We start from the raw sequence: 18320 nt of genomic DNA, 5'->3' as shown, positions 1-18320 counted from the left end.
GCTGGGGATCGTGCGCTCACGATCTCGCGGGGCTTCGGCTTCTCCGCTAGAGGTCCAGATCGATCTCCAGATGGCGGGCGAGAAGGATGGCAGCCTCGGCCGCCTTCAAGGGGAGGTACACCTCGGTGATGCTCTCGGTGTAGGACGAAGGTTCCGGGTTGATCTCTATGATGTGGGCGCCGGCCCGCTCGGCAATGTGGGGAATGGATGCAGCGGGATACACCACTCCGGCGGTCCCCACGACGAGGAGGCACTGGGCCCTGCGGGCTTCATCCACGCTTCTGGTGTAGGCCTCGGCAGGGATCGCCTCGCCGAAGAAGACGAAGTCCGGTTTGATGAGACCGCCGCACGAACAGGTGGGGGGTGCCTCCATCCCGAGTACTTCCCGGGCTGTGTACCGCCTCCTGCAGAGGGTGCAGACCGCCTCCCGGGTGTTGCCGTGGTATTCTATCACATTGCGGGATCCGGCCCGGTGGTGGAGGTTGTCGATGTTCATGGTGATCACCGCATGGAGCAGTCCTTGTGCCTCCATGCGGGCGAGGAGGAGGTGGGCCGGATTGGGCTCCGGTGGATGGTCCGCCGAGAAGAACATCTCCCGTATGGCCGCCCAGCTCTCCTTCGGATGGCGGAAGAAGAAGTCTATCTCCAGTACCCTCGGGTCGTAACGTGACCAGAGTCCGTCGGGGCCTCTGAACGTAGGCACGCCGCTCTCGTGTGAGATGCCGGCACCGGTGAAGGCCACGGTGTAGGAGGATGCCTTGATCAAGGCTACCGCTCGTTCGAGGAGGGTCTCAGTCATGTCCCGATCCATGGCTCACCTCTTCCCGGGAAGGGATCACCACCCGCTCGAGGAAGTCCTCGATATGGCGGGCTACGGTATGGGGCGCTTCCATGTGCGGCATGTGTCCCATATGTGGTATGGAATAAAAATAGCAGAGGCCGAGGCGTCTCGTAAACTCCGGGGCATGGTGGATCCGCATCACCCTATCGTCCCGTCCCCACAGGAGGAGCACCGGCTGCGTGATCCTGGGGAGGACGTCCTCGAGGTATCCGTCGTGGATGAGGTGTTTGGTGACCAGTTTGAGGGCTTCGTTTCCCCCCTGCTCGAAGAGCGAGGAGAGGACGTACTCGAGGTAGTCCTCGGGGACCGCCTCGGGAGAGGTGAAGGCGTTCTGCTTGATGCTCGTGCGGGCGATCGCAGGGCTGTTGAAGGAAAAGCCCAGGTCCACGAGGGGGCCGAGTCTCGTGAGGAGGAAGAGGAAGTTGTCGTCCTGGACCGCGAAGCCGTAGGGCCCTATGAGCACGAGGGCGGGGATGCGATCGGGTGCCGAGGCGGCCAGATGTGAGGCGAGCCTCCCTCCCAGGGAGTGGCCTATCACGAGGTAGCGGGGGATGTCGAGGCGTTCCATGAGTTCGATGAAGAGTGGGGTGTAGGAAGAGACCCGGTAGAACGAGGGGTCGGTGGGTTTGGAGGAGTAGCCGGAGCCCGGCCAGTCGGGGGCGATGATCCGGTGTTCACGGAGCTCGGCGGCAAGGGGGATGGCTTCGTACCCGCTCCCGTTGTACCCGTGGATGAAGAGGAGGGGGAGTCCTTTCGCGGTGGGGTTGAGGTCGAAGTAGGAGATGGTCAACTCCCCCACCTGTATGAAGTGTTGATCCGGGTGTACTGGTGTGGGATGTGTGGACACGGCAGGACCTCCTCTGCAGGAGAGTAGGGCGATGAGCACAAGCATCGCCGGAACGAGGCGGAACGCGGGGTTGCAACGATTCCTCATTGCACCAGGTATGCTCTCCGTGTTATAAGCATTACACTGTGAGTATACTGAAAAGGAGCGCGTCCGTGGGATTTTTCGAGGCACTTTCCGAGCGGGCAAGGCAAAAACGATCCCTCCTCTGTGTGGGGCTCGATCCTCGTCTTCCGGAGGGAACGCAGGACCCCTACGAGGCCATCATGAGGGAGAATCGCCGCATCGTGGAGGCGACTGCCCCCTATGCAGTGGCCTACAAGCCGAACAGTGCCTTCTACGAGGCGTGGGGGACTGAGGGGATGCGGGCGCTCAAGGATACGGTGGAACTCATCCACGAGCGGACCAGTGCCCTGGTGGTGCTGGATGTGAAGCGTGGCGACATCGGTGCCACGGCCGAGGCGTACGCGCGTGCGGCCTTCGAGTGGCTGGGGGTGGATGCGGTGACCCTCGCGCCCTACATGGGTGAGGATGCGGCACGTCCGTTCCTCGCCTATGAGGGGAAGGGGGTGTTCGTGCTCTGCCGGACGAGCAACCCTTCCGCCGGGCGGTTCCAGGAACTGGAGGTGACGGGAGAGCCGCTCTTCCTCAGGGTGGCCGAGGAGGCGGTGCGGTGGGATGGGGAGGTGGGGCTCGTGGTGGCGGGGAACAACCCGGAGGCCCTTTCCCTCCTGCGTGAACGGCACCCGGATGTCTGGTTCCTCGCCCCGGGGGTGGGGGCGCAGGGGGGGAGTGCGGGGGATGCGGTGCGGGCGGGGATGGATGCGGAGGGGTTGGGGGTGCTGGTGGTGGTGGCGCGGGGGATCGCCCGGGCCGAGGATCCGGGAGAAGCGGCGAAGGGGGTGGTGGAGGAGATACGGGGTGCGCAGGCGGCGGGTCGTGGGCGGATGGGTGAGGGGCTGAAGGAGCGGGTGCTGAAGGGGCTGGTTGAGGCCGGGTGCTTCAAGGTGGGCGACTTCGTCCTCAAGTCGGGGAAGCGGTCTCCGTTCTATGTGGATCTCCGCCGTGTCCCCTCGTTCCCCGAGCTCTTCCCCAAGGTGATCAGCGCCTACGCCTCGCTCGCACGAAGGCTCGAATTCGAGCGTATCGCAGGGATCCCCACGGCCGGGCTTCCCATCGCCGCGGGGCTCGCGCTCCATCTGGGGAAGCCACTCATCTATCCGAGGCTCGACGCCAAAGGCTACGGAACGGGCAACAGGGTGGAAGGAGAGTGGCGTCCCGGTGAGCGTGTCCTTCTGGTGGACGATCTCATCACCACGGGAGGATCGAAGATCGAGGCGGCCACGGTACTCCGGGATGCGGGCCTTGTGGTTGAAGACCTCGTGGTGCTCCTGGAACGCGGGGCGCGGGGACACAAGGAGATGGAAGAGGCCGGCATCCGCCTCCACGCCTATGCCCACATCCGCGAGTTTCTCCCGGTGTGCAGGGCCATGGGGCTCATCACCGAAGGGGAAGAGGAGAGGATGCGCGCCTTCGTAGAGGAGACCTGATGGACGAGATGTGGAAGGCCTTGATCACGTTCCTTTCGAAGCCGCTGAGCATCGGGGGACTCGACTTCCCCTTCACTGTAGGAGACGTGGTCCTTTCCTTCCTCCTCCCTTTGGTTGGTGCGGTGCTCCTCTACAGGGTACTCACCCTCGTCTTTGCCGGGCTTCTCCAGAGGAGCAGCTTCAAGGAGGAGACGAAGACGCGTATCCTCCGCTGGACTCGGCGGTCGCTCCGGGTGGTCTTCGGACTGCTCGCCTTCTTCCTCCTCTTCGGTCTCTTCGGTACGAGGCTCGGTGAGTACTTGGGGAAGATCTACGAGGTACTCAATGAGCCCCTCTACAGTACGGGGGACACCCGCATTTCGCTCATCACCCTGATCCTCCTCATCCCCGTGTTCTATGCAGCTTCGGTGAGCGGCAACCTGGTGCGCCGGTTGCTCGAGCACTCCATCCTTCAACGCGTGAAGGGGATGGACCCCTCGCGGCGATTCACGCTGGTGAACCTGGCCCGTTACCTCACGATCGTGCTCACTTCTCTCATAGGGCTCTCGTTCATAGGGATCAACCTTTCCTCGCTGATGGTACTTCTCGGGGTGCTCGGCCTTGGAATCGGATTCGGGCTCCAGTCGGTGGTGGCCAACTTCTTCGCAGGGCTCATCATCATCTCCACCCGGCCCATCAAAGAGGGGGATCGGATCCTGGTGGGTGACATAGAGGGCACTGTACACGAGATACGCATGCTCACCACGGTGGTGAACACCCTCTTCAACGAGAGCATCATCCTCCCCAACTCCAAGATCGTCCAGGAGGCGGTCTACAACTTCTCGCACTACGATCGAAGGGTGGTCCTGCGGAACCCTGTGCAGGTCTCGTACAAGAGCGACGTGCGGTTGGTGGAGAAGGTGCTCATCGAGGTGGGGGAACGCTGTCCCTACAGGGTGAAGTCCAGGCCGCCGGTGGTCTATCTCAACTCGTTCGACGATTCCGGCATTACCTTCACTCTCTACACCTGGATCTCGAACGTCGACGAAAAGTACCCTGCCAGAAGCTGGATCAACTTCGCGATCTGGGAGGCCTTCAAGGCCCATGGGATCGAGATCCCCTATCCGCAGAGGGATGTCTACATCAGATACATTGCGTCTTCCAGTCTCAAAGAATAGAGAGAAGAAAGAGAAGATGTGAGTTTTTTTGACTTCCTTCCTCCTGTGTTCTATACTGTGTCATAGAAACATTACTGTTTTGGGGGGTTCTATGAAGTATGTACCACTCACTTCCTCCGAGGCATTGGAAGGGGGGAAGGCAGCACTCTGTTACACCACAGTAGAGGTGTCTCAGGATGAGCTCACACAAGTCTCCAAGAAGTATGGTATTCCTCTCTTCGGGTGTACCTCTTTTCAGGGGGTCTTTACGCCTGAAGGCTTTCTCCGGGGAGCACATTCCCTTCTCTGGGAGAAGGGAGATGAGGTGAAGGTGGTGCCATACTTGGTAGAGTGCGGACCAGATGATGCGAGAATGAAGGTGCGGGAAGGGGTAGAGCGGATGTTGAGTGAAGTGAGTAAGCCTGATCTCATCCTTATGCACGCTACTCCAGGATTTGAGGAGAGGGTGATAGAAGGGGTCGAGGATGTACTGGGGACTGGCGTCCCGATCTATGGGGGGAGTGCTGCTGATGATGATGTGTCAGGAAAGTGGAGAGTGTTCTTGAATGACGTCTCAACCCAGAGCGGGGCCCTTCTTGTGGCGATGAAGCATGAGAAGGGTGAAATCTACGGTGGCTTTCTTGGGGGGTACTTCCCTTCAGACAAGAGGGGAAGGGTTACAAGATGTGAAGGTCGGGTGATCTATGAGATCGATGGAAGGCCTGCTGCCGAGGTCTATAATGAGTGGACAGGGGGGGCCATTGGCGAGTACCTGGAGAAGGGGGGTGTCGTGTTGGGCGCTACCACGCTCCGGCCGTTAGGAAGGGTGATTGGGGATTTTAAAGGAATTCCTCAGTACCTCCTCTCCCATCCCCACATGGTATTTGAAGGGTCCCGGGCTCTCTCCTGTTTCACTGAATTTCAAGAAGGGGATGAGGTGGTCCTTATGGAGGGATTTAAAACAGCTCTGATAGACAGGACCTCACACGTGTATGAGCGAGCTGTCTCCTTTCATCGAAGGAAGGGCACTCCTCGGGGAGGAATTCTTATCTACTGTGGTGGCTGTGTGGGGGCTGTGTTGGATAGTGTGCAGGAGATCAATCAGAAATATCGAGAGAGCATCGGGGAGGGAGTACCTTTCATAGGGGCTGCTACCTTTGGGGAGGAAGGATGTATGTATACTAAGGAAGGAGTGGATAATCGACATGGAAATCTCATGACAGACACCATTGTGATAATGTAAAAAGTATCTCCTGGTGATAAAGAGGGAGAAGCGCGCCTTAGAGGGTGCGCTTCTTTTTATTTTCAGATCGAAAAATCCTGGCCCTCGACGATGGCCTCGTACATCCCCTTCTTGGCCTTGTCGATGAGGTCCTTGAGGGTGATGGAGGCGAAGTACTGCCGGAGGTGGGAGGCGGTCTCTTTCCAGACTTCGTAGAGCAGGCAGCGTTCGGCTTTCTCACAGAGCTCGGTCCCGGACTTGCCTTCTTCCTCGGTGCAGGGGGTGATGCCGAGGCCTTCGTCCACTGCATCGAAGATGTCCTTGATGGTGATGCTCTCGAGAGGTCGCGAGATCAAGAATCCTCCTCCCGGTCCCCTCACCGAATCGATGATGCCCGCCTTGCGCAGTTTGAAGAAGATCTGTTCGAGGAACTCCGGAGAGATGCTCTCCTCTTCCGCGATCTTCTTGATGGGTATGGGCTTGGATTCCGTGCTCAGGGCGAGGTTCACCATCGCCCTGATGGCGTATCGACCTTTTGTGGTGATTCTCATCGGTACAACCCCGTGCTCAGGTATGGTATCCCGCTGTCCGGGAATATGATGACCACCTGCGCGCCTTTGATGTCCGCAGATGAGAGATATGCGAGTGCGCCCATGAGCGCGGCCCCGGAGGAGATGCCCACCAGGAGGCCTTCCACGCGGGCGATGCGTTTCGCCCCTTCCTTCGCCTCCTCGCTCGACACGGTGACCACCTGGTCCACCACCTTGAGATCAAGGGTCTTGGGGACGAAGCCCGCTCCGATTCCGGAGATGCCGTGTCTTCCCGGTTCTCCGCCGTGTATCACGGCGGACTCGGCGGGTTCCACTCCGATCACACGGCACTCGGGTTTCTTTTTCTTGAGGAAGCGCCCCGCTCCGGTGATGGTGCCGCCTGTACCGATGCCGGCCACCAGGATGTCCACCTGCCCTTCGGTGTCGTACCAGATCTCGGGACCGGTGGTCTGGTAGTGGGCTTCCGGATTGCCGGGGTTGATGAACTGGCTGAGCATGTAGCTGTCGGGGATCTCCTGTACGAGCTCCTCGGCCCGCTCGATGGCCCCCCGCATCCCTTGCTCGGCGGGGGTGAGTTCGAGATGGGCGCCGAGGGCTGCGAGCATGTGGCGCCGTTCCACCGGGGCGGTGTCGGGCATCACGAGTATGACCCGGTAGCCTCGGGCCGCTCCGAAGGCTGCGAGGCTCACCCCGGTGTTTCCGCTCGTGGGTTCGATGATGGTGTCGCCCGGTTTGATCCTGCCCGAGGAGGCGGCCTGGCCGAGGATATGGGCCACCATCCGGTCCTTCACCGAACCGGTGGGGTTGTACCACTCGAGCTTCGCAAGGAGGGTGTTGCCTTCTTCTTCGGAGATCCGGCTGAGCCGATAGAGGGGGGTGTTGCCGGTGAGGGCCGTGATGTCCTCGATGAGGTTCCGTCGTGCTCTTCTTCTCCGAGTGCTGCCTGCAGGCACCGCCGCTCCTTCCTGGGTCAGGTGTTCACGCGCTCCACGTACTCGCCGGTCTCCGTGTTGACGAGGATCTTCTCACCTTCTTTGATGAAGATGGGCACCTTCACCTGGAGTCCGGTCTCACAGGTGACGGTCTTGGTGACGTTGCTCACCGTGTCTCCCCGCAGGGCCTCGGGGGCCTCGGTGACCACCAGGACCATCTTCGGAGGGAGCTTCACGTCGAGGGGGGCGCCGTTCCAGAAGACGAGGTCGTACACCTCGCCCTCCTTGAGGTAGTGTCCCTTCTCTTCGTGTCCTTCCATGGGGATCTCGAACTGCTCGTAGGTCTCGTTGTCCATGAAGTGGAAGGATGTGCCGTCGCTGTAGAGGTACTGGGCGCGTCGTTCCTCGATGTTGGCCTCTTCCACCGAGTCATTCGTCTTGATGGTCTCTCTGAGCACGAGTCCGGACTTCACGTGCTTGAGTTTGAGCCGCACGAATGCGGATCCTTTGCCGGGATTGACGAACTCCCGCTCGGCCACGAAGTAGGGCTCTCCTTTGTACAGGAGATACATGCCTTTGTCGATGCTTCCTGCCTTGATCATATCCTTCAGCTTCTCCGTTCGATAATCATTAAGTTTTTAGTCCACTATTGCTTCTATATTATCAGACAATGGAAAAAAGATCACCCCCCTTATGTCCTTCTCGCCGGTGATGTACATGAGGAGTCTGTCCACGCCGAGGGCCACGCCGCTCGTGGGGTGGGGGATCCGTGTACACGTGGCGGGGAAGTCGGGGGGAGGGGGCGGCGTGGGGGTGCCTCGCCTCGTGAGTTCGCCTTCCATGAAGTGTTCCACCCGGTCGGGGTCGGTCTCCTCGGTATAGCAGTTGGCGAGCTCCATCCCTCCTGCGTAGAGTTCCCAGCGTTCGCGCCAGGGTGTGTCGGGGATGGGGCGCGCGAGGGTGGGGACGAGGGTGGGGTAGTGGGTGAGGACGAGGGGGCGGTCGACGGGGAGGTGGGGTTCCACGAAGGTGAGGAAGATGCGGTGGAAGAGGTCCTCGGCGCTCTCGTGGGGGGAGACATCCAGGCCGAGCCGCGTGGCGTGGGAGGCGAGGGCCTCGAGGGTGTGGTGCGCCTCGAGGGAGAAGCCTGCGTAGCGGGTGAAGGCTTCCTCCATGGTGAGGCGGTGGAAGGGGGGGGAGAGGTGGGGGGCGTCGAGGGAGTGGGCGAGTGTGGCGAAGAGCTCCTCGGTGAGGGAGATCTGGTCGTCAGCGGTTGAGTCGGTGGTGTACCACTCAAGCATGGTGAACTCGGGGCTGTGCCGGGGGGAGGGGGGTTCGGCGTCCCGGAAGACGTGGGAGATCTGGAAGATGTCGCCGTATCCCTGGGCGAGGAGGTGCTTCATCCAGAGTTCGGGGGAGGGGAGGAGGGAGAGGGTACGGGGAGTGCCGTGGAGAGGGTGGTGGGTGGTGGTGAAGGGGCGGATGTGGGCCTCGGGGATGAGGTAAGGGGCGAGGTGAGGGGTGTCCACTTCGAGGTGGTCGTGTGCGCGGAAGAAGGCGCGCAGCTCGGAGAGGAGGCGGGCGCGGATACGGGCGATGTGGAGAGAGCGCATGGGGGTGTTGTAGCACAGGGGAGTGGGGGAGGTGAAGGGGTGAGGGTGCGGAGGTCTCGTTCCGGTGGGGTGAGGCATGTATACTGTGTTGACAGGTCGGAAGGTGATCGTATAGGAATGGTATCGGCGGGAGAGTGAGTATGTATCTTGTGCTCGGCGCGATGAACGAGGAGATCGCCGCATACCGGGACGTCTTTCAGGTGATCTCCGAAGAGGACTGGAACGGGTTCCCCAGCTACCGGATGCGTTACCGGTCCCTCGATCTCGTGGTGGCGAAGAGCGGGGTCGGCAAGGTCCTCGCCGCCATGGTGTGCCAGCACCTGCTCGAGGTATATACCCCGCAGGCGGTGATCTTCACCGGCATAGGGGGAGCCCTCAACCCCTCCTACGACATAGGGGATCTCGTGGTCTCTCGTGACTGCATGCAGCACGATCTCGACGCCACGGCCCTGGGGATACCTCGGGGTAAGGTCCCGTTCACCTCTTACCACGTGCTGGAGGCAGACCCCTGTCTGCGTGCCTTCATGCAGGGGTTCGCGCCCTCGTGGGGAAGGGTGTGGGAAGGGAGGGTCCTCACCGGGGATCAGTTCGTGGCAGGGGCGCAGAGGGGGCGGATGGCCTACCTCATCGAGGAGCTCGAAGGGGATGTGGTGGAGATGGAGGGCGCGAGCGTAGGGCTGGTGTGTACGGTGAACCGCACCCCCTTCCTCCTCCTCAGGATCATCTCCGACAGGGCGGACGGCAATGCCCCTTCGGACTTCTCGGCCTTCCTCGGCCGCGCTTCTTCCCATCTTGCGGAGGCCCTCGTCTTTCTCCTCGATAGACTCGGGGAGAGAGGGGAATGAGGTGGTGTCTCTGGGATTGGGGAACGAGGGGCCCCAAGGATCCTAGTGGCGAAGAGTGTGGCCTACGGTCGCCCCATCTGGTTTCCCCCTGGAAATCTCTTGTACTGTAAAAGAATAACGATTTTTTATTGAATAGATTCGTTTTTTCGGGTAATATGGGGAAAAGCGTACCAGGAGGACGTGGGCATGTCTGATATCCGGGAGCTCCATAGAGAGGAATATGGAGTCCTCCCAGAGATAGCGGTCTCGGCTCCCGGTGTGGTGAGTCTCCTCGGTGAACATACCGAGGAACACGAGGGCCGGGCCATCCAGTTCGCCGCCTCCCACCGGGTGGATGTGGCTATCTCGAGGAGAAAGGACTCCTCCCTCAGGTTCTACTCCGCCTCCCTCCGAGAGAGGAAGAAGACGAGCATACCCAACCTCAAATATCGAAAAGAGGACCGGTGGGCGAACTATCTCAAGGGCTTCTATGCGCAGCTTCTGGACTGGGGGGCTCCCCCGCACGGCCTCGAGGTGACCATCTATTCCACGGTGAAACCCCAGATCGGTCTGGCTTCCTCGAGCGCCATGGAACTGGCCTTTGCGGTGGCTCTCGCGACCTTGAGCGGGGTGCACATCTCCGAGGCGCAGCTCATCGATCTCATCCAGGCGGGAGAGGAGGAGTATCTCGGCACCGTGCCCAGACGCGTGGATTTCCTCACCATGTTCCACGCGAAGAGGGATCATGTGGTGATGGTGGATACCCGAACCTGGGAGACCGAGGTGCTGCCTTTGGGCTTCCCGGGGACGACGTTTCTCCTGACGGATGCGAATGTGCCCGAGCATATCCTCACCGAGGAGTACGGGGGAATGGACGAGGAGTTCGAAGAGTTTCTCACAGACTTCCTCCGGGAACAGGGGCGTCGCTCCCTCCGCGACTTTTCGGTGGAGGAGCTCAGATCTTCCATGGGTCGCATCCCCGAGCACGTGAGGCGGAAGGCCCTCCACGTGGTGGAGGAGTTCCTCAGGGTGGAGGAGGCCCGGCATGCGCTTCAGAGGAGAGACAAGGTGCTCTTCGGGAGGGTGCTCTCCCGCTCGCACGAGAGCCTCAGGGACAACTATGAGGTCTCCTGCCCGGAGTTCGACTGGATCGCCAAACGCTGTTTCGAGGTGCCCGATGTATACGGTTCGCGACTCGTGGGGACGGGGCTCCGTGGGTGCATCGTGACGTTCCTGGAGGAGCGGGCCGTCTCCCTCTATCGGGAGAGGGTGGAAGAGTACGAACGGATCTTCGGTTTCACGGCCGACGTGTATGAGTGCAGACCCTCCGATGGCGTAGAGGTGATCTCCTGATGCGGGTACTCCTCACGAACGACGACGGGATCGAGAGCCCGGGGTTGTGGGCCCTCCATGAGGCCCTGAAGGATCGTTATGAAGTGGTGGTGATGGCCCCTGAGCAGGAGATGAGCGGCACATCCCAGACCATCACCCTCAGGACACCCATCCGGGTGAGGGAACGCGCCCCCGGGATATACACGTGTGGGGGGTTTCCGGCCGACTGCGTGGTGGTCGCCTGCATGAGCCCTGAGACCAGGCCGGATGTGGTGGTCTCCGGCATCAACCCCGGCCCGAACCTTGGAACCGACATCCTCTACTCGGGAACCGCGGCCGCCGCCCGCCAGGCCGCCCTCATGGACCTCCCGGCACTCGCGGTCTCTCTTGCGGACGCTCCGCCCTATGCGTTCGAGCCGCTCGCGCTCTACATACGCGAGGCCCTGGAGCGCCTGGTCGATGCCTGGGAACCGGATCTCTTTTTCAATATCAACGCCCCCAACCTCCAGTCCCGGTCCCCCCGCGTGGTGGTCACCCGACCTGCACGGAGGGTATACTCGGACTCGGTGCAACGGTTCGAAGGACTGGACGGTTCCCGTTACTTCATCGTCTACGGTACCGCGGTGCACGTCTCGGAAGCCCCCGGCTGCGGTTTCGAAGAGGATATGCCGCTGGATTGCAGCGTGGTGGACGAGGGGGGGATTTCCATTTCCCCTGTTCTGGTGCATCCTGTATGTCACAGGAGCCTGATGTCCCTTCAGGCGCGATTGGGGGAGTGACGCATGGTGGAGAGCCCCTTCCAGCGTGGGAAACAGCTCTTTCAGGAAGGGAAGTACCAGGAAGCCCTCCAGGAGTTCCTCTCTTCCGATGGAACCGAGGGGTTGAGTCCCTCAGACCAGGCCTACTACATGGGACTCTGTTACGCCCGTCTGGGGGAGTACGAGGAGGCCCTCCTCTACCTGGAGCAGGTCCTCACCACCGATACGCATCCACTCAAGCGGTACCAGGTTCGTATGCTCATCGGATACATCTACTCACTTACCGAACGCTACAAGCTGGCCCAGCTCGAGTTCGAGCGGGTGGTCGAGGAGGGATTCGAGTCCGCCACGGTCTACAACGCCCTCGCTCATGTGCGGTACATGCTCGGTGAGTTGAGAGAGAGTCTCAGCGCCGCGGAAAAGGCGCTTTCCCTCGATCCGGACAACCCGAGTGCCCTCAATTCCATGGGCTACCTCCTCGCCGAACAGGGGGTGCGGCTCTCCCTCGCCCTCAAGTACTGCAGGAAGGCGGTCCAGAAGGCGCCCCGTAACCCCGCGTACCAGGACTCCCTCGCATGGGCGCTCTACAAGAACGGTCAGTTCGCGGAGGCGAGGAATGTGATCAGGGTGGCCCACGCCCTTGCTCCCGACTCTCCGACCATAAGGGAACACTACGAGATCATCGTGGGGGAGAGGCCATGAGGATGCGCTGGCTCGTCTTGTGGGTTGGGCTCGCCGGAGGTCTCCTCGCACAGGAGGTTTCCATCGAAGGCATCAGGGCCGAGGAGGAGTTCAGGTGGGGGGTGAGGGCCTTCCATCTCGGTTTCCTCCACGAGTCCATCCTCTCGTTTCAGAAGAGTCTCTCCTATCGCTCCGACCTCCTCCAGGCACATCTCTGGCTGGGGAGGGCCTACCTCAGGTCCGGTTTCTACGACGCAGCGCTCACAGAGTGGGAATACGTCCTCTCCCACGGTCATGCACCCCCGTACCTTCAGTACAAGTACGAAACCGTGAAGAGATGGGTGGGTGTGCTCCCTGAGGAAGACTACCGGATCTCGTTCGTGTCCGTGTTTCAGAAGGAGGGGAGGGAGGGGGAACGGATCCTCTTCCGGAACCCCGCGGGTGTTGACGTGGGACCCGACGGTTCGATATGGATCGCTGCCTTCGGGAGCAACGAGGTGGTACACCTCTCCCCCACCGGCAGGTTCGTAGAGAGCTTCAAAGGCGAGCTCGGGGGGTTCTCGGCCCCCTTCGATGTGAAGCTCTCTCCGGACGGGTTCCTCTATGTGTCGGAGTTCATGGCGGACAGGATCTCCGTGCTCGATCGGTACGGCCGAAGGGTGCGGAGCTTCGGCAAGAGGGGGATGGGCCCGGGTGCGCTTCTCGGCCCTCAGTACCTTGCGTTCGATGAACAGGGATATGTCTATGTCACCGAGTGGGGAAACCGGAGGGTGAGCAAGTTCACCCCCGAGGGGGAGTTCCTCTTCTCTTTCGGGACGGGAGGGAGCGACTTCTCCGGGCTCCAGGGGCCGAGAGGGATCGCCGTTCGAGGAGGTGAGGTGTATGTGGCCGATACCGCGCGGGGGAGCATCGTGGTCTTCGATACCGAGGGGAACTACCTGAGGGAGATGGGGAAGGGGCTCTTCCGTGAGGTGGAGACCCTGTACCCTTCGGATGGACGGTTCTTCCTCACGGCGGGCGATCGACTGCTCCTCTACGATCCGTCCACGGGGTCCCTCGCCCGGGTGGGTGAGCTCTCGGCCAGGCGTCTCATGGGTATGGCGCGGACCCCCAACGGAGATCTGGTGGTGAGCGACATTGATACCGATCAGGTGCATTTCATGGTGGAGGTGGCGGCGGTCTACGGCGGGCTCTATGTGGACGTGGAGCGGGTGGATGCGCGCGACTTCCCGCAGGTATTCGTGGACGTGGCCGTGCGCGATCGGGACGGGAGGCCTCTCGTGGGACTGGAGAACTCCAACTTCCTCCTCACCGAGGGGGGGAGAAACCCGGGAGAGGTCCGGCTGGTCTTCCAGGCGGATCGGAGCGCCCGCAGCGAGGTGGCCCTGATCCTGGAGCACTCCCCGGATATGAGAAGGTATGTGGACCGTCTCTCTTCACTCGTGGTCTCTCTTCTCCCTCCTCTCTCTTCTCAGGGATCGGTGGCGGTCTTCGCCGCGAAAGACGAGCCGGTGCTCCTTGCGGAGTCGGGTCAGGAAGAGCCGCTCTCCCCCGACCGCCTGGTGGAAGGGGCCTTCCCCTCACGCTGGAGGCCGGATCTCGCCTTGAGGCAGGCGGCCTTCCAGGTGTTGAAGTATCGGGGCAAACGAGCGGTGGTCTTTTTCTCCTCGGGTGCCTTCCCTCCCGGCGCCTTTTCCTCATACAGCATCGACACCATTCTGGGCCTCTTCCTCCAGAATGAGATCACCCTCCATGTGGTCGACATGTCGGGCGGACACACCATCCCCGACGAACTCGCCTACCTCGTCGAGAAGACGGGCGGCGAGGTGTTCGATCCCTCGGCCCCCCGGGGTCTTTCCGATCTTGCACAGAGGATCGGGAGTCAGCACTCGGGGCGATACGTGCTCTCGTATACTTCGATTTCCAACCCCGATTTCGGCCGCTCCTTCATCCCCGTGGAAGTGGAGGTGCGCTTCTTCAGTCGTTCCGGACGGGACGAATCGGGGTACTTCGGACCAGCGCAATGATCGGTGCCCTTTGGTACTACCTCCTCCGCGGCAGGAAGGAGTGGGAGGACCTGTGCAACCGGTGCGGGAGGTGTTGTTACACCAAGGATGTCCAGCCCGACGGCACGGTCTTCATAGACTATTCTTCTCCGTGTCGCTATCTTAATAGTGAGACGAATCTGTGCACGGTGTACGAACGTCGGTTCAAGGTGTGCAGGGAGTGCAGGAAGGTGACGATATTCCATGCCCTGTGGGCTAGGTACATGCCCAGGGAATGTGCGTACGTGCAGTTCTACCGTCATGGAGGATATCGCCGCAAGGGAGGGAACCGTGGCAGAGGAATGGACGCCGCTCTTTGAAGAAGAGGAGGCGGTGGAGGAGGAGACCGAGGTTTCGGAACCCGAGATGTACTGGGTGGTCCTCCTCAACGACGATTTCACGCCTATGGAGTTCGTGGTGGACATCCTCGTGGATATCTTCCACAAGGACAGAGTGGAGGCCACGAAGATCATGCTCACTGTACACCGCACGGGCAAGGGAAAGGTGGCGACCTACCCCTATGACATCGCTGTGACCAAGGTCGCCCAGGTACACAGACGTGCACGTGAAGCCGGTCACCCTCTGAGGTGCACTGTGGAGAAGGCGTAGGAGGAAGGATGAAGCTGAGTACTGAGGTACAGGATATACTCTATGCGGCCTATGAGGATGCGAGGGGGAGACGCCATGAGTACGTGACCCCCGAGCACATCCTCTATGTCTCGCTTCAGTTTCAGATGGTGAAGCGCGTGTTCGAGTACTGCGAGGTGGACGTCCCGGCTCTTGCCCGCCCTCTCGAGAAGTATCTCTCGACCAAGGTGCCGCTCAGCAACGATCCGCCGGAACAGTCTCTCGGATTTCAGAGTGTGATCGATCGGGCGTACTTCCAGACCAAAGCCGCCTCCCGCGAAGAGATCGACGTCGGTATGCTCCTGGTGGCGATCTACGACGAGGAGTACACCTATGCGGGACACATCCTCCGGGAGCTCGGGGTGAAGCGCGTGACGCTGCTGGAGGCGGTCACCAGGGCGAGGGAGGAGCAGGAGACCCCCGAGGTGGAGGAATCGCCCAAGGAAGACAGGGAACCCAGGAAGAAACGGAGCGCCTCGAACCCCCTGGAGGCCTTTGCCGTGGATCTGGTCCAGCGGGCGAGGGAAGGGGGGATCGAGCCTCTCGTCGGGAGGGAGGATCTCCTCGAGCGCACCATACAAGTCCTCTGCCGGCGGTTCAAGAACAACCCGCTTCACGTGGGGGAGGCGGGCGTGGGAAAGACGGCGCTCACAGAGGGGCTCGCCCTCAGGATCGCGGAGGGAACGGTCCCTGAGATCCTGAAGGGCTACAAGATCTATGCCCTCGATATGGGCGCGCTCATCGCCGGCACCCGTTTCAGGGGGGACTTCGAGGAGCGTCTCAAGGCCGTCATCAAGGCCCTCCTTGCCGAGGAGCGGGCCATCCTCTTCATCGACGAGATACACACGATAGTGGGCGCCGGAGCCACCACTGGAGGCGCCCTGGATGCCTCCAACATCCTCAAGCCTGTACTCGCTTCAGGCAGGATCAGATGCATAGGGAGCACCACCTACGAGGAGTATCGGAAATTCCTGGAGAAGGACAGGGCCCTCGCCCGCCGGTTCCAGAAGATCGACGTGCCCGAGCCCACCCCGGAGGAGACCCTCGAGATCCTCATGGGTATCAGGGACCGATACGAGACATACCACAACGTACGGTATTCCCGTGAAGCCCTCGAGGCGGCGGTCCGACTCTCCACGGAGTACATCACGGATCGACATCAACCCGACAAGGCCATCGACGTGATCGACGAGATAGGCGCCTACATACGTATGAGGACCTACCGCGAAGGAGTCGAGGCCGGCGAGCCCGTCGAAGTGACGGTGCACGATGTGGAGAGGGTGGTTTCCAGGATCGCCCGCATCCCCGAACGCACGGTCTCTACGTCGGAGAGGGAGCGACTCCGGAACCTCGAGCAGGAGCTGAAAGCACGCCTGTTCGGTCAGGACGAGGCCGTGGAGGCCGTGGTCCAGGCCATCAAGAGGGCCCGAGCCGGCTTCAGGAGGCCCGACAAGCCGGTGGCCTCCTTCCTCTTCGTGGGCCCCACCGGGGTGGGGAAGACCGAGCTCGCCCGCTCGCTCGCCGACATCATGGGAGTGCCCCTCCTCCGGTTCGACATGAGCGAGTACCAGGAGAAGCACACCGTCTCTCGTCTCCTCGGCTCCCCTCCCGGCTATGTGGGATATGAGGAGGGCGCGCTTCTCACCGATGCGGTGCGTAAACATCCCCATGCCGTGCTCCTCCTCGACGAGATAGAGAAGGCCCATCCCGATATCTTCAATGTCCTGCTCCAGGTCATGGACTATGCCACCATCACCGACAACACCGGCAAGAAGGCGGATTTCAGGAACATCGTCCTCATCATGACCTCGAATGCCGGGGCACGGGAGCTCGGTCAGAGGATGATAGGATTCGGAGAGCGTGTGATGCAGGAGGAGAGTATCATACACGCCGTGGAACAACTCTTCAGTCCTGAGTTCAGGAACCGGCTCGACAAGGTCATCATCTTCAAGCGTCTGGCCCCCGAGATCGTGGAGCAGATAGTGAGAAAGGAGCTCAGACTCTTCCAGGAGCAGCTCGCGGAGAAGGGTGTCACGCTCGAGGTCACCGATCGATGCGTGCGATGGCTCGCGGAACACGGGTATTCGCCGGTCTTCGGGGCGCGGAACATCGCCCGGCTCGTAGAGGAGAAGATCAAGGGCTTCTTCGTGGACGCCGTGCTCTTCGGTCCCCTCTCCGAGGGCGGGAAGGCCGTCGCCGACATCGAAGACGACGATGTGGTGGTGAGGTGTGAGGATGAGGAGGAGACGACCGATCCCGTATCTTGAGGGCGTGGCCTACCTTTCCCACAGGGAACGGATCTCGTTTCCTTCTCCCCTGGATGCCGACGAGGATATCGTGGCGGCGGGGGGCAATCTTTCGCCTGGCGTGCTCCTCTCCGCCTACGAGCAGGGGATCTTCCCCTGGTATGAGGAGGGATATCCCATCCTCTGGTGGTCGCCCGAGATTCGTTGCATCCTCTGGTCGAACGACCTCCACATCTCCAAGCGTCTGAGGCGTGACCTTCGACGCACCGACTTCCGGTTTTCCGCAGATCTCGCCTTTGAACAGGTGATCCATGCCTGTGCCACGATACCCAGGCGGGGACAGGAGGGAACGTGGATCACACCGGAGATGCGCGATGCCTATATCCGGCTCCATCACCTGGGTTACGCTCACTCGGTGGAGGTCTGGAGAGGGGAAGCACTCGTGGGAGGGTTCTATGGTGTGAGCCTCGGGCGGGTCTTCTTCGGCGAGTCGATGTTTTCCCTGGTGGACAATGCCTCCAAGGCGGCCCTCGTCTTCTCCAGGGCCCTCTTCCTCAGGCTGGGCATCACCCTCGTCGACTGCCAGGTGCCCACTGATCATCTCCTGAGAATGGGGGCGGTCACCGTTCCGCGCGAGGACTTCCTTGCCTCTCTCGGGCCTCTCCTCCGCACCCCGTCGAGGAGGGGAACGTGGAGGGTGAGCAGTCTCCTGAGGACATGCCTTCTACCGGGTCTTACGCACATGGAGGAGCCGCTCTCCGAACTGCTTTTTCTTGAGAAGTCGCGAGAGCGTGAGACGGTAGATCTCGCAGAGATGGGAGGTGTATGAGGAGATCTGCTCGATGCTCCTCACGGCTTCATGGGCGAGGAAGTCGATGTTGTAGGTGGAGAGCTCTTCCTGGAGGTGGGCGGACTCTTCCTCGATCTCGTCCTGTGAGAGATGCGGTGCCTCTATGAGAAAGTCCTGATACAACACGAGGATGCGCTCGAGGGCCTCCATGGAGTAGCGGAGGAAGGCGAGTTCCTCCTCCACCTTGTCTCTCATAAGACTTTTGTGTTTGAAGAGATAGACGATTTTTTTTCTCGATGGCATCATGTGGTCTCCCTATTAAGAGCCT

The 18320-nt window shown here is 61.1% G+C and carries 19 protein-coding genes; 12 read left to right on the top strand and 7 right to left on the bottom strand.

The annotated features are described in order from the left end of the window. Nucleotides 1–46: 46 nt before the first annotated feature. On the bottom strand, nucleotides 47–811 hold the full coding sequence (locus STHERM_RS06325) for an SIR2 family NAD-dependent protein deacylase (RefSeq protein ID WP_013314058.1): 765 nt from the start codon (nucleotides 809–811) through the stop codon (nucleotides 47–49). Further along, nucleotides 792–1688, bottom strand: coding sequence for an alpha/beta fold hydrolase (locus STHERM_RS06320; protein WP_013314057.1), 897 nt, complete (start codon nucleotides 1686–1688; stop codon nucleotides 792–794). The genes STHERM_RS06325 and STHERM_RS06320 overlap by 20 nt, the downstream gene beginning before the upstream one ends. Before the next feature lie 152 nt (nucleotides 1689–1840). Here STHERM_RS06320 and pyrF point away from each other — a divergent pair, with 152 nt between their 5' ends. The 3 genes from pyrF (at nucleotide 1841) to STHERM_RS06305 (ending at nucleotide 5614) form a co-directional block, all read left to right on the top strand. Next, entirely contained in the window at nucleotides 1841–3235 is a 1395-nt protein-coding gene (gene pyrF / locus STHERM_RS12670; RefSeq protein ID WP_013314056.1) for an orotidine-5'-phosphate decarboxylase, read from the top strand. Beyond that, nucleotides 3235–4392 carry a mechanosensitive ion channel family protein gene (locus tag STHERM_RS06310; RefSeq protein WP_013314055.1) on the top strand — a complete coding sequence of 386 codons (1158 nt, stop codon included), beginning with the start codon at nucleotides 3235–3237 and terminating at the stop codon, nucleotides 4390–4392. Before pyrF ends, STHERM_RS06310 begins: the two co-directional genes overlap by 1 nt. 91 nt (nucleotides 4393–4483) lie before the next feature. Then, complete coding sequence (locus STHERM_RS06305) at nucleotides 4484–5614, top strand: FIST signal transduction protein (protein ID WP_013314054.1); 1131 nt, start codon at nucleotides 4484–4486, stop codon at nucleotides 5612–5614. 62 nt (nucleotides 5615–5676) lie between these two features. Here STHERM_RS06305 and STHERM_RS06300 read toward each other — a convergent pair whose 3' ends face one another. The 4 genes from STHERM_RS06300 to STHERM_RS06285 are packed head-to-tail and all read right to left on the bottom strand — an operon-like array spanning nucleotide 5677 to nucleotide 8689. Then, a complete protein-coding gene (locus STHERM_RS06300; RefSeq protein WP_013314053.1) occupies nucleotides 5677–6144 on the bottom strand; it encodes an RrF2 family transcriptional regulator in 468 nt (155 codons plus the stop codon). Then, nucleotides 6141–7097 (bottom strand): cysteine synthase A, encoded by a 957-nt coding sequence (gene cysK, locus STHERM_RS06295; protein ID WP_013314052.1) that lies wholly within the window; start codon nucleotides 7095–7097, stop codon nucleotides 6141–6143. The genes STHERM_RS06300 and cysK overlap by 4 nt, the downstream gene beginning before the upstream one ends. Before the next feature lie 17 nt (nucleotides 7098–7114). Next, the gene (efp, locus tag STHERM_RS06290) at nucleotides 7115–7678 is read right to left on the bottom strand and encodes an elongation factor P (RefSeq protein WP_013314051.1); all 564 of its coding nucleotides are present in this window, start codon (nucleotides 7676–7678) and stop codon (nucleotides 7115–7117) included. A gap of 36 nt (nucleotides 7679–7714) precedes the next feature. Beyond that, nucleotides 7715–8689, bottom strand: a complete 975-nt coding sequence (locus STHERM_RS06285; protein ID WP_041623743.1) for an amino acid--tRNA ligase-related protein — start codon at nucleotides 8687–8689, stop codon at nucleotides 7715–7717. A 140-nt stretch (nucleotides 8690–8829) separates the two neighbouring features. On the opposite strand from STHERM_RS06285, the gene STHERM_RS06280 reads away from it, so the two are divergent. From STHERM_RS06280 to aat, 9 genes are all read left to right on the top strand, one after another. After that, entirely contained in the window at nucleotides 8830–9534 is a 705-nt protein-coding gene (locus STHERM_RS06280; RefSeq protein WP_013314049.1) for a 5'-methylthioadenosine/adenosylhomocysteine nucleosidase, read from the top strand. A gap of 186 nt (nucleotides 9535–9720) precedes the next feature. Further along, complete coding sequence (locus tag STHERM_RS06275) at nucleotides 9721–10866, top strand: galactokinase (protein WP_013314048.1); 1146 nt, start codon at nucleotides 9721–9723, stop codon at nucleotides 10864–10866. Then, nucleotides 10866–11624, top strand: a complete 759-nt coding sequence (surE, locus tag STHERM_RS06270) for a 5'/3'-nucleotidase SurE (RefSeq protein WP_013314047.1) — start codon at nucleotides 10866–10868, stop codon at nucleotides 11622–11624. The genes STHERM_RS06275 and surE overlap by 1 nt, the downstream gene beginning before the upstream one ends. Nucleotides 11625–11627: 3 nt before the next feature. Beyond that, nucleotides 11628–12305 carry a tetratricopeptide repeat protein gene (locus STHERM_RS06265; protein ID WP_013314046.1) on the top strand — a complete coding sequence of 226 codons (678 nt, stop codon included), beginning with the start codon at nucleotides 11628–11630 and terminating at the stop codon, nucleotides 12303–12305. Then, nucleotides 12302–14311 carry a hypothetical protein gene (locus STHERM_RS06260; RefSeq protein WP_013314045.1) on the top strand — a complete coding sequence of 670 codons (2010 nt, stop codon included), beginning with the start codon at nucleotides 12302–12304 and terminating at the stop codon, nucleotides 14309–14311. Before STHERM_RS06265 ends, STHERM_RS06260 begins: the two co-directional genes overlap by 4 nt. Then, nucleotides 14308–14649: a hypothetical protein gene (locus STHERM_RS11475; RefSeq protein ID WP_071650337.1), complete on the top strand. Its 342-nt coding sequence runs from the start codon at nucleotides 14308–14310 to the stop codon at nucleotides 14647–14649. The genes STHERM_RS06260 and STHERM_RS11475 overlap by 4 nt, the downstream gene beginning before the upstream one ends. Further along, nucleotides 14621–14938 (top strand): ATP-dependent Clp protease adapter ClpS, encoded by a 318-nt coding sequence (gene clpS / locus STHERM_RS06255; RefSeq protein WP_052295694.1) that lies wholly within the window; start codon nucleotides 14621–14623, stop codon nucleotides 14936–14938. The genes STHERM_RS11475 and clpS overlap by 29 nt, the downstream gene beginning before the upstream one ends. An 8-nt stretch (nucleotides 14939–14946) precedes the next feature. Beyond that, entirely contained in the window at nucleotides 14947–17223 is a 2277-nt protein-coding gene (gene clpA, locus STHERM_RS06250) for an ATP-dependent Clp protease ATP-binding subunit ClpA (protein WP_013314043.1), read from the top strand. Continuing rightward, nucleotides 17192–18031, top strand: a complete 840-nt coding sequence (gene aat / locus STHERM_RS06245; protein WP_013314042.1) for a leucyl/phenylalanyl-tRNA--protein transferase — start codon at nucleotides 17192–17194, stop codon at nucleotides 18029–18031. The genes clpA and aat overlap by 32 nt, the downstream gene beginning before the upstream one ends. On the opposite strand, the gene STHERM_RS06240 is transcribed toward aat, so the two are convergent. After that, nucleotides 17927–18247: a hypothetical protein gene (locus STHERM_RS06240; RefSeq protein ID WP_237223180.1), complete on the bottom strand. Its 321-nt coding sequence runs from the start codon at nucleotides 18245–18247 to the stop codon at nucleotides 17927–17929. The two genes, aat and STHERM_RS06240, sit on opposite strands and share 105 nt — an antisense overlap. Nucleotides 18248–18320: the final 73 nt, after the last annotated feature.

The sequence above is a fragment of the Spirochaeta thermophila DSM 6192 genome, from assembly GCF_000147075.1.
Classification (GTDB): Bacteria; Spirochaetota; Spirochaetia; order Winmispirales; family Winmispiraceae; genus Winmispira; species Winmispira thermophila_A.
The sequence above is the reverse complement of the archived record's forward strand: the minus strand, read 5'-3'. Positions and strand labels throughout refer to the sequence as shown.

Excerpts from the sequence above, each read along its gene's own strand:
- STHERM_RS06325 (WP_013314058.1), bottom strand. The coding sequence starts at position 811 with ATGGATCGGGACATGACTGAGACCCTCCTCGAACGAGCGGTAGCCTTG.
- STHERM_RS06310 (WP_013314055.1), top strand. The coding sequence starts at position 3,235 with ATGGACGAGATGTGGAAGGCCTTGATCACGTTCCTTTCGAAGCCGCTG.
- STHERM_RS06305 (WP_013314054.1), top strand. The coding sequence starts at position 4,484 with ATGAAGTATGTACCACTCACTTCCTCCGAGGCATTGGAAGGGGGGAAG.
- STHERM_RS06300 (WP_013314053.1), bottom strand. The coding sequence starts at position 6,144 with ATGAGAATCACCACAAAAGGTCGATACGCCATCAGGGCGATGGTGAAC.
- efp (WP_013314051.1), bottom strand. The coding sequence starts at position 7,678 with ATGATCAAGGCAGGAAGCATCGACAAAGGCATGTATCTCCTGTACAAA.
- STHERM_RS06285 (WP_041623743.1), bottom strand. The coding sequence starts at position 8,689 with ATGCGCTCTCTCCACATCGCCCGTATCCGCGCCCGCCTCCTCTCCGAG.
- STHERM_RS06280 (WP_013314049.1), top strand. The coding sequence starts at position 8,830 with ATGTATCTTGTGCTCGGCGCGATGAACGAGGAGATCGCCGCATACCGG.
- STHERM_RS06275 (WP_013314048.1), top strand. The coding sequence starts at position 9,721 with ATGTCTGATATCCGGGAGCTCCATAGAGAGGAATATGGAGTCCTCCCA.
- surE (WP_013314047.1), top strand. The coding sequence starts at position 10,866 with ATGCGGGTACTCCTCACGAACGACGACGGGATCGAGAGCCCGGGGTTG.
- STHERM_RS06265 (WP_013314046.1), top strand. The coding sequence starts at position 11,628 with ATGGTGGAGAGCCCCTTCCAGCGTGGGAAACAGCTCTTTCAGGAAGGG.
- STHERM_RS06260 (WP_013314045.1), top strand. The coding sequence starts at position 12,302 with ATGAGGATGCGCTGGCTCGTCTTGTGGGTTGGGCTCGCCGGAGGTCTC.
- STHERM_RS11475 (WP_071650337.1), top strand. The coding sequence starts at position 14,308 with ATGATCGGTGCCCTTTGGTACTACCTCCTCCGCGGCAGGAAGGAGTGG.
- clpA (WP_013314043.1), top strand. The coding sequence starts at position 14,947 with ATGAAGCTGAGTACTGAGGTACAGGATATACTCTATGCGGCCTATGAG.
- aat (WP_013314042.1), top strand. The coding sequence starts at position 17,192 with ATGAGGAGGAGACGACCGATCCCGTATCTTGAGGGCGTGGCCTACCTT.
- STHERM_RS06240 (WP_237223180.1), bottom strand. The coding sequence starts at position 18,247 with ATGAGAGACAAGGTGGAGGAGGAACTCGCCTTCCTCCGCTACTCCATG.